Annotated in this window: 13 protein-coding genes; 9 read left to right on the forward strand and 4 right to left on the reverse strand. The window is 65.8% G+C overall.

The window, feature by feature from the left end:
* Positions 1 to 18: 18 nt before the first annotated feature.
* Complete coding sequence (locus tag EN738_RS24995; protein WP_127286040.1) at positions 19 to 891, reverse strand: methyltransferase domain-containing protein; 873 nt, start codon at positions 889 to 891, stop codon at positions 19 to 21.
* Between the two features lie 55 nt (positions 892 to 946).
* Here EN738_RS24995 and EN738_RS25000 point away from each other — a divergent pair, with 55 nt between their 5' ends.
* The 4 genes from EN738_RS25000 to EN738_RS25015 all read left to right on the forward strand — a co-directional run bounded on the left by EN738_RS25000 (position 947) and on the right by EN738_RS25015 (position 3,387).
* Positions 947 to 1,747 carry a ComF family protein gene (locus EN738_RS25000; RefSeq protein ID WP_127286041.1) on the forward strand — a complete coding sequence of 267 codons (801 nt, stop codon included), beginning with the start codon at positions 947 to 949 and terminating at the stop codon, positions 1,745 to 1,747.
* Between the two features lie 85 nt (positions 1,748 to 1,832).
* A complete protein-coding gene (grxC, locus tag EN738_RS25005) occupies positions 1,833 to 2,102 on the forward strand; it encodes a glutaredoxin 3 (RefSeq protein WP_127286042.1) in 270 nt (89 codons plus the stop codon).
* Between the two features lie 2 nt (positions 2,103 to 2,104).
* Positions 2,105 to 2,965, forward strand: a complete 861-nt coding sequence (locus tag EN738_RS25010; protein WP_127286043.1) for a carbon-nitrogen hydrolase family protein — start codon at positions 2,105 to 2,107, stop codon at positions 2,963 to 2,965.
* Positions 2,962 to 3,387 (forward strand): DUF1178 family protein, encoded by a 426-nt coding sequence (locus EN738_RS25015; RefSeq protein ID WP_127286044.1) that lies wholly within the window; start codon positions 2,962 to 2,964, stop codon positions 3,385 to 3,387. Before EN738_RS25010 ends, EN738_RS25015 begins: the two co-directional genes overlap by 4 nt.
* Positions 3,388 to 3,391: 4 nt before the next feature.
* On the opposite strand, the gene EN738_RS25020 is transcribed toward EN738_RS25015, so the two are convergent.
* On the reverse strand, positions 3,392 to 3,877 hold the full coding sequence (locus tag EN738_RS25020) for a MarR family transcriptional regulator (protein ID WP_127286045.1): 486 nt from the start codon (positions 3,875 to 3,877) through the stop codon (positions 3,392 to 3,394).
* Positions 3,878 to 3,978: 101 nt separating this feature from the next.
* On the opposite strand from EN738_RS25020, the gene EN738_RS25025 reads away from it, so the two are divergent.
* Positions 3,979 to 4,893 (forward strand): DMT family transporter, encoded by a 915-nt coding sequence (locus tag EN738_RS25025; protein ID WP_127286046.1) that lies wholly within the window; start codon positions 3,979 to 3,981, stop codon positions 4,891 to 4,893.
* Positions 4,894 to 4,903: 10 nt separating this feature from the next.
* On the opposite strand, the gene ubiG is transcribed toward EN738_RS25025, so the two are convergent.
* Positions 4,904 to 5,653 carry a bifunctional 2-polyprenyl-6-hydroxyphenol methylase/3-demethylubiquinol 3-O-methyltransferase UbiG gene (ubiG, locus tag EN738_RS25030; protein WP_127286047.1) on the reverse strand — a complete coding sequence of 250 codons (750 nt, stop codon included), beginning with the start codon at positions 5,651 to 5,653 and terminating at the stop codon, positions 4,904 to 4,906.
* A 56-nt stretch (positions 5,654 to 5,709) separates the two neighbouring features.
* On the opposite strand from ubiG, the gene EN738_RS25035 reads away from it, so the two are divergent.
* Both EN738_RS25035 and EN738_RS25040 read left to right on the forward strand, forming a co-directional pair.
* On the forward strand, positions 5,710 to 5,895 hold the full coding sequence (locus EN738_RS25035; RefSeq protein ID WP_127286048.1) for a hypothetical protein: 186 nt from the start codon (positions 5,710 to 5,712) through the stop codon (positions 5,893 to 5,895).
* Positions 5,896 to 5,927: 32 nt separating this feature from the next.
* A complete protein-coding gene (locus EN738_RS25040) occupies positions 5,928 to 6,494 on the forward strand; it encodes a putative glycolipid-binding domain-containing protein (protein ID WP_127286049.1) in 567 nt (188 codons plus the stop codon).
* A gap of 48 nt (positions 6,495 to 6,542) precedes the next feature.
* Here EN738_RS25040 and EN738_RS25045 read toward each other — a convergent pair whose 3' ends face one another.
* Positions 6,543 to 6,839 carry a hypothetical protein gene (locus tag EN738_RS25045; RefSeq protein ID WP_127286050.1) on the reverse strand — a complete coding sequence of 99 codons (297 nt, stop codon included), beginning with the start codon at positions 6,837 to 6,839 and terminating at the stop codon, positions 6,543 to 6,545.
* A gap of 220 nt (positions 6,840 to 7,059) precedes the next feature.
* Here EN738_RS25045 and EN738_RS25050 point away from each other — a divergent pair, with 220 nt between their 5' ends.
* Both EN738_RS25050 and EN738_RS25055 read left to right on the forward strand, forming a co-directional pair.
* The gene (locus EN738_RS25050) at positions 7,060 to 8,313 is read left to right on the forward strand and encodes an aspartate kinase (protein ID WP_127286051.1); all 1,254 of its coding nucleotides are present in this window, start codon (positions 7,060 to 7,062) and stop codon (positions 8,311 to 8,313) included.
* An 81-nt stretch (positions 8,314 to 8,394) separates the two neighbouring features.
* On the forward strand, positions 8,395 to 9,105 hold a 711-nt coding region (locus EN738_RS25055; RefSeq protein WP_127286052.1), incomplete at its 3' end, for a GAF domain-containing protein.

The following is a 9,105-nucleotide window of genomic DNA, read 5'->3' on the forward strand; positions in this document are numbered from 1 at the left end:
GCCCAGCACTGATCGGTCTCAACGCCGCTGCGGGTCTTCCAGGATCGTCTTCAGCGAAACCTTTGCCGAGCCCGGCTTCAGCGGCTTTTGCTGCGAAGCATCGGGCGCCCAGCCTGACAGCCATACAATCGAGAAGCTCGCCCTGATCCGGCCGTCGGGGTCGGAAAACCGCTCCGCGTAGATCTCGGCGGCGCGGGCGAGGAAATTTCGCGTGCCGGGCCGCCGGCTGCGGTCGACGAGCGCGCTGCTCTCGCCCATGGCTCTGAGATCGGCGAGCAGGTCGAACATGGTGTCGTAGCGGACCGTCACCGTCTCGACATCGGCGACCGGCAGCGCCAGGCCGGCGCGCTGCAGCAGCGCGCCGGCGTCGCGGACATCGGTGAAGGGAATGACGCGCGGGCTGGCGCCGCCGTAGAGCTCGGTCTCGGCGGCGAGCAGGCTCTCGCGCAATTCGGAAAGCGTGCCGGCGCCGGCCAGGGCGCCGAGGAAAAGCCCGTCTGGCCGCAGCGCCCGGCGGATCTGTGCCAGCATGCCGGGAATATCGTTCATCGCCTGCAACGACAGCAGCGAGACAACCAGATCGAGGCTCTCGGCCTCGAACGGCACCGTCTCCAGCGGCGCGACAAGGCCTGCCCTGTCTCCGAGGAAAGCCGCGTCCGCTTCGACGCGCGCGATCTCCGCCGCCTTGCCGCTTTCGGCGAGCACATCCGCTGCCGCCGGCGTCTGGCAAAACAGCGCGGCTGCCTTGCCGAAGCTGCGCTCGACGGCGCCGAGCCGGTCGGCAAGGTCATCGGCGACCCGCCGCATCAAGAAATCGGCGCCGCCCACGGTGTGGGCCAGGGCGCGGCGCTTGCGCGCCAGCCAGAGCGAGGTGTCGATGATAGGCTGCAACGGGCAGGTTCCTGTTTTCCGCGCTCCGATTATAGTGGAGCGGCGACGAAACCACGTGGCCGATCCAATGCCGAAGATCAAGGCCGTTGAACTCGGGACCATCGCGCGGCGGGCACTGGCCTTGCCGGCGCGCATCCTGTTTCCGCCGGTCTGCGCCGGCTGCCGGCGCCATGTCTCGCAGCCCGGCGTGCTGTGCGGGACCTGCTGGCCGAAGCTCAGGCTGCTGGAACGGCCCTGGTGCGCGGTGATGGGCACGCCGTTCACCCATGACATGGGCGAAGGCTTCCTCTCGGCCGAAGCGATCGCCGATCCGCCGCCCTTCGAACGGGCGCGGGCCGCGGTCGTCTATTCCGGCGTGGCGCGCCAGATGGTGCAAGGCCTGAAGTATCAGGACCGCACGGATCTGGCGCCATGGATGGCGCGCTGGATGCTGCGCGCCGGAGCCGAGCTGATCGCGGAGGCCGATCTCGTCGTGCCGGTGCCGTTGCACTGGCGGCGCTTCTTCCGGCGGCAGTTCAACCAGTCGGCCGAGCTGGCCAGGGCGGTATCGCACCTCAGCGGCCTGCCTTTCTCGCCTTCGGTGGTGAGGCGCGTGAAGCTCACCCGCCAGCAGGTCGGGCTGGAGCGGCAGGAGCGCGAGGACAATGTGCGCGCCGCCTTCCGCGTGCCGACCGAGGCGGAGATCGAGATTGCCGGCCGCCGGGTGCTGTTGATCGACGATGTCTACACCACCGGCGCGACAGTGAGGTCGGTGGCCAAGGCGCTGAAGAAGGGCGGCGCCGGAGCCGTCGACGTGCTGACCTTCGCGCGCGTTTTGCCGGGGGACTTTCGGGCCGACGAGTCCGCGACTATATAAAGCGAGAATTGTTGTTTTCGTGCATGTCGTTATCCCGGAAGCGCCACGCGCCTCCAGGCGCATGCATAGGCAGGATTGCTGGCTGATGATCGATGTGACGATCTATACCCGGATGATGTGCGGCTATTGCACCGCAGCCAAGCGGCTCCTCGACCGCAAGGGCGTCGCCTATACCGAGCATGATGCTTCCTTCTCGCCGGAACTGCGCCAGGAGATGATTTCCAGAGCGCATGGCCGTACCACGTTTCCGCAGATTTTCATCGGCGACACGCATGTCGGCGGATCCGACGACCTCCATGATCTGGAGGCGGAGGGCCGGCTCGATGTGTTGCTTGCCAACGGTTCGAGGGCTTGACCATGGGTGTTTTCAAGGCAGCGGCGGTGCAGATGCGTTCGGGCGAGAGCCCGGAGCGCAACGCGGTCGATCTGGAGCACCTCGTGCGCGAGGCGGCAGGCCTTGGCGCCAGCTATGTCCAGACCCCCGAGATGACCGGCGCGCTGGTGCGCGACAAGGAGGCGCGTGCCGCCTCCTTCACCTCCGAGGACAAGGACATCATCGTCTCGACCGCCAGGAAGCTGGCCAGGGAACTCGGCATTTTCCTGCACATCGGCTCGACCGCCATCCTGCGCGCCGACGGCAAGCTGGCAAACCGCGCCATGCTGTTCGCGCCGGATGGGGCGACGATCGCCAGCTACGACAAGATCCACATGTTCGACGTCGATCTCGACAATGGCGAGAGTTGGCGCGAATCCGCCGCTTACGAGCCGGGCACCGAAGCTGTCGTCGCCGAGATCGGCGGCGCGAAGCTCGGCTTTGCCGTCTGCTACGATTTGCGCTTCCCGCAGCTCTTCCGCGCCGAGGCGCTGGCCGGTGCCGACCTGTTGTCGGTGCCCGCCGCTTTCACCCGGCAGACCGGCGAGGCGCATTGGCATGTGCTGCTTCGGGCCCGCGCCATCGAGAATGGCGCCTATGTGATTGCCGCTGCCCAGGGCGGATTGCACGAGGACGGCCGCGAGACCTATGGCCATTCGCTGATCGTCGACCCGTGGGGCCGCATTGTCGCGGAAGCGGCGCACGACCAGCCGGCAGTGATCGTCGCCGAGATCGACCCGGCGCGGTCGCTTGCCGCGCGCAGGAAGATTCCCAATCTCAAGAATGCGCGCGAGTTCTCGGTCAATGCCGGCGAGGCGCCACGCCTCAGGGGTGCCGCCTCTTGATCCGTTTCTCCCTGATCTGCGAGCACGAGCACGAATTCGAGGCGTGGTTCCGGAGCAATGACGATTTCGACACCCAGAAGAAGCGCGGTTTCGTCGATTGCCCGAGCTGCGGTTCGCACAAGGTCGACAAGGCGCTGATGGCGCCGGCCGTCTCGACCGGGCGCAAGCAGGAAAAGATCGCGCTCGCCATGGGCGAAGCGCAGAAGCAGGCGTTGGCGCAGTTGAAGGCGATGGCCGAGAAGGTGCGCGAGAATGCCGACTATGTTGGCGACAAATTCGCCGAGGAAGCGCGCAAGATCCATTTCGGCGAGACCGATCCGCGCGGCATCTATGGCGAGGCGACGGTCGACGAGGCAAAGAGTCTGGTCGAGGATGGCGTCGAGTTCATGCCGATCCCCAGCTTTCCCGACGACCGCAACTGAGCATTCAGCTCAGGCTTCCGATCAGCTTTCCAAGCAGACTGGCCAGTGTCTCCCGCTCCGGCGCGGTCAGTCCGGCGAGGATTTCATGTTCGTTGGCGACATGGGCGGCGAGCGCCTCGTCGGTCAAGGCCAAACCCTTTTCGGTCAACCGCACCACCACGCCGCGGCGGTCGCTGGGATGCGGCGCGCGTTCGATCAAACCGGCCCTCTCCAACCGGTCCAGCCGGGCGGTCATGGCGCCCGAGGTGACCATCGTCGCCTCGTAGAGATCGGTCGGCGTCAAGGCGTAGGGCGTGCCGGAGCGGCGCAGGGTCGCCAGCACGTCGAACTCGCCTTGCTGCAATCCGAAGCGGGCAAACAGCGGCGCCAGCCGCTCGCGCGAGATCAGCGAGGCGGCTTCGTTCAACCGTCCGATCACGGCCATAGGCGAGACGTCCAGGTCCGGCCGTTCCCTTTGCCACTGCTCGATCGCCCTTGCCGCCCGATCCATCTATCTCACCGAAAAGTATCTTGACATAAAGAATCTTTGCACTATGTTATCGCAAAACACAATAGCGGCCAAGCGCCGCGATTGAACGACGGGACCATCCGATGAAACTTCTCTGGGATTCGGCGGCCGGCCTGCTGGTCGTCACCGGCGGCCTGCTCGGCCTGACGCTGCCGTTCGGCAAACTGGCGACGGCGGCCGGCGTTCCGGCCATGGTCTGGGCTTTCGTCATCTCGCTCGGCGCCGGCGGCGTGCTGTTGCTGGCGCTTCTGCTGCGCGGCGAACGCATCCGGTTGACGGCGCACAAATTACGCTATTTTTTCGTCACCGCCGCCGTGTCCTATGCGGTCCCCAATTTGCTGATGTTCTCGGCCATCCCGCATCTCGGAGCCGGTTACACCGGCATCATGTTCACGCTGTCACCCGTCGTCACGCTGGTGTTCTCGATCCTGCTCGGCGTCAGGCGGCCAAACCTGCTCGGTGTCGTCGGCATCGCGGTCGGCTTCGCCGGCGCGGTGATGGTGGCGGTCACGCGCGGCGAGGCCGGCCAGCCGGCCGAGTTCTTCTGGGTAGCGGTCGGATTGCTGATCCCGGTCAGCCTCGCTGCCGGCAACATCTACCGCACCGTCGACTGGCCCGAAGACACCGGTCCGATCGAACTTGCCGTCGGCAGCCATCTGGCCTCGGCGACGCTGCTGCTGGCCGGCATTCTGACGCTATTCGGCTGGCAGGCATTCGCTCCGCTCGGCGCGGTGCCGCTGGTGGTCGCCGGGCAGGTGGCGTCGGCCTCGGCGATGTTTGCCTTCTTCTTCCGCCTGCAGGCGGTCGGCGGTCCGGTCTATCTCAGCCAGATCGGCTATGTCGCGGCCGCGGTCGGCCTGTTCGCCGGCACGATCTTCCTTGGTGAGCACTATCAGTTGCTGACCTGGGCGGGCGCGGTGATCATCACGATCGGCGTGTTCATCACCACAAAGGCGCAGAACCAGACGAGCTTGAAGATGCGGAGCCAGGCAGCCTGACAGGGCGAGGTCAGACCGAGGCTTTTTCGGCCAGGACCATGTAGTTGACGTCCATGTCCTTCGACCGCTGCCAGCGGTCGGCCAGCGGATGGTAGACGACGCCGGTGCGGTCGATGATGGTCAGGCTGGCCGCGCCGAGGGCTTTTTCCAGCTCCTCCGGCCGTACCAGCTTGCCGAACTGGTGGGTGCCGCGCGGCAGCCAGCGCAGCACATATTCGGCGCCGATGATGGCGAGGCCGAGCGCCTTCAGCGTGCGGTTGATGGTGGCGACGAACATGATGCCGCCCGGTTTGACCATCTGGCCGCATTTGGCCACGAACAGGTCGATGTCGGCGACATGCTCGACCACTTCCATGTTGAGGATGACGTCGAATGTCTCGCCGGCGTCGGCGAGGTCCTCAGCCGTGGTGGCGCGGTAATCGACGCTGACGCCGACCTCGGCCGCGTGAAGCTTCGCCACTTCGATGTTGGTGGCGGAGGCATCGGCGCCGACCACTTCGGCTCCGAGCCGCGCCATCGGCTCGCACAGCAGACCGCCGCCGCAGCCGATGTCGAGGAAGCGCAGGCCTTCGAACGGTCTGGCCGCGCGCGGATCGCGGCCGAAGCGCGCCGCCACCTGGTCGCGGATATAGGCAAGCCGCACCGGATTGAACTTGTGCAACGGCCGGAACTTGCCGTTGGGGTTCCACCATTCGGCGGCCAGCGCGGAAAAGCGTTCCACTTCTCCGGCATCGATCGTCGACCGTCGGGGCTCTGGCATGGGCGGATCTCCTGGCGCATCACCCCGAAAATCGCTTTCGATTTTCGGAAAGGATCATGCGCAAAATCAAAGTGCTAGGAAGTCGGTTGCCGGGCCGCGAATGTCAAGGCGGCTTTTTTCGACTGCTGCCACGAGCGAACAGCGAGCCTGCGCGCGCCGGCGGTCGGGCGGAGGCGTTCTGTCAGCACATGGCAGTTTCGTCGGCCCGCAACGGCAACGGCATTGCCCTGACGGACGAATGATGAGGCATGATGTTTCAAACAGGAGCGTGATCATGCGCCCGCACTCTTCGATCCTATGGCGGCGGCTCGACCTGGAAGGGCACGATGCCTGCCTGCTTTGCGAGGCGGACGACGGTTGGAAGCTCAGGGGCCATGCGCTCTTCGTCCATGACGGCAAGCCGTGCAGCCTCGCCTATGAAGCCGACTGCGATTCCGGCTGGCGGACGCGCTCGGCGCGCGTCGACGGTTTTCTCGGCGCGGAAACCCTGCACTTTGAGATCGAGCGGCTTGCCGATGGCGGCTGGACGCTGAACGGCGCCGGCCAGGCGGAGGTCGCCGGCCTGATCGACGTCGATCTCGGCTTCACGCCCGCCACGAACCTCCTGGCGATCCGCCGCTTCGACCTCGGCGTCGGCATGTCGACGCCCGCGCCGGCCGCCTATCTGGCCTTTCCCGAACTCAGGCTGATGCGCCTCGAGCAGAGCTACCGGCGGCTCGACGATACTCGTTACGGCTATGATGCGCCGATGTTCGGCTACAACGCGATCCTGGAAGTTTCACCGGCTGGTTTCGTCCTCGATTACCCCGGCCTGTGGCGAAGCGCGGCGCGGCTGGAATGAGGATCGGCGTACCAGCAGGCCAGGAATTCGCCGGCAGCGGGATCAAGGTCAGACGGCGAGCGCCACCGCCAGATGCTTCATGTCGACGCTGGCGGGATCGATGGCCCGCATCGCCTGGCAATCGCCGATCTCGGCCATGATCCGACCGGCGGCGGCAAGCGCCTGCTCGCGGCTCTGCCAGCGCACCAGATCGACCCAGCCGCCGTCGTCCTGCCTGGCCAGGCAGCGGCTGAGGAAACCGGGCTGCCGCGCCAGCCAGTCGCTGAGCAGGCCGTTGCCGTCGACAAAGCCCGGTTCGGTTCCGGGCTTCAGCCGGAAGGTGACGATTTCCAGGGTCTCGGCCATCTATCCTCCTCGGTGTCGGGCTTCCAGGCTCATCTATCGCATGACCTAGTGCTCAAATTTGTCAGCAACCCCGATATTTTCAGCGCGGATCGTTGTTGCGCGCCATCGCTTGCGAAATCCTGATCATTTGGCTAAGGAGGCCGCGCATTCAGCACCCGGCCTTGGCCGGCGTGTTTTTCGGCCCCACGGCCCGGCATCCAGTCAAAGGCATTTCGTTTCCATGGCGCGCATCGTGATGAAATTCGGCGGAACCTCCGTCGCCGACATCGCCCGCATCCGCAACGTGGCGCGCCATGTCAAACGCGAGGTCGACGCCGGCCATGAGGTCGCGGTCGTGGTCTCGGCGATGGCCGGCAAGACCAATGAACTGGTCGGCTGGACGCGCGAGGCCTCGCCGATGCACGACGCGCGCGAATATGACGCCGTGGTCGCCTCCGGCGAGCAGGTCACGGCCGGTCTCCTGGCGATCACGCTGCAGAACATGGGCGTGCATGCCCGCTCCTGGCAGGGCTGGCAGATCCCGATCAAGACCGACAACGCGCATGGCGCGGCGCGCATTCTCGACATCGACGGCGGCTTCCTGATCAAGCGCTTCGGCGAGGGCCAGGTGGCCGTCATCGCCGGGTTCCAGGGCATCGGCCCGGACAACCGCATCGCAACGCTCGGCCGCGGCGGCTCCGACACCAGCGCCGTGGCGATCGCGGCGGCGGTCAAGGCCGACCGCTGCGACATCTATACCGATGTCGACGGCGTCTACACCACCGATCCGCGCATCGAGCCGAAGGCGCGGCGGCTGGCCAAGATTTCCTTCGAGGAAATGCTCGAAATGGCCTCGCTCGGCGCCAAGGTGCTGCAGGTGCGCTCGGTCGAGCTTGCCATGGTGCACAGGGTGCGTACCTTCGTGCGGTCGTCCTTCGACGATCCCGACGCGCCCGGAATGGGGGATTTGCTCAATCCGCCCGGAACGCTTATTTGCGACGAGGAAGAGATCGTGGAACAGCAGGTCGTCACCGGAATTGCCTACGCCAAGGACGAGGCGCAGATTTCGCTGCGCCGCGTCGGCGATCGCCCCGGCGTTGCCGCCGGCATCTTCGGGCCGCTGGCCGAAGCCAACATCAATGTCGACATGATCGTCCAGAACATCTCCGAGGACGGCAAGTTCACCGACATGACCTTCACGGTGCCGTCGGGCGACGTCGACAAGGCGCTTGCGGTGCTGGAGCGCCTGAAAGCCGATGTCGGCTATGACGTGGTGCAGTCGGAAGCCGGCATGTCGAAGGTGTCGGTCATCGGCATCGGCATGCGCAGCCACGCGGGTGTCGCCGCCACCGCCTTCAAGGCGCTGGCCGACAAGGCGATCAATATCCGCGCCATCACCACTTCCGAGATCAAGATTTCGATACTGATCGACGGTCCGTATACCGAATTGGCGGTTCGCACTTTGCATTCCGTCTACGGTCTGGATAAGCAATAGCAAGACTGAATCAGTTGTTGCGTGAGTGCCGGGCGCGGCGGAAACTGCGCCGGCAAGGACTCTATTGGAGAAGAAGCCGCGATGCGTGATACGGCCAGTGGCCCGCGCGTTCTGCTGAAGCGGCTCCGCGAGCTCATGCAGGAGCCGCTGGAGCCGCAGGAGCGGCTCGACCGCATCGTGCGCGACATCGCCTCCAACATGGTCGCCGAGGTGTGCTCGCTCTATGTGCTGCGCGCCGATTCGGTGCTCGAGCTCTACGCCACCGAAGGTCTCAATCCGAACGCCGTCCACCTGGCGCAGTTGCGGCTCGGCCAGGGTCTCGTCGGCACCATCGCCGCCAGCGCACGGCCGCTCAACCTTTCCAACGCGCAGGAGCATCCGGCCTTCGCCTACCTGCCGGAGACCGGCGAAGAGATCTACAACTCCTTCCTCGGGGTGCCAGTGCTCAGGGCAGGGCGGACGCTTGGCGTGCTCGTGGTGCAGAACAAGACCATGCGCCACTACCGCGACGATGAAGTCGAGGCTCTGGAAACGACGGCAATGGTCATCGCCGAGATGATCGCCACCGGCGATCTCGCCAGGCTGACCCGCCCGGGTCTGGAGCTCGACCTGCGCCGCCCGGTCAGCTTCACCGGCCTCTCGTTCAACGAAGGCGTCGGGCTCGGCCATGTCGTGCTGCACGAGCCGCGCATCGTCGTCACCAATCTGTTCAACGAGGACAGCGAGGAGGAAGTCCGCCGGCTGCAGGCCTCGCTCGGCTCGCTGAGGCTGTCCATCGACGACATGCTGGAG

The sequence above is a fragment of the Mesorhizobium sp. M4B.F.Ca.ET.017.02.2.1 genome, from assembly GCF_003998955.1.
Classification (GTDB): domain Bacteria; phylum Pseudomonadota; class Alphaproteobacteria; order Rhizobiales; family Rhizobiaceae; genus Mesorhizobium; species Mesorhizobium abyssinicae.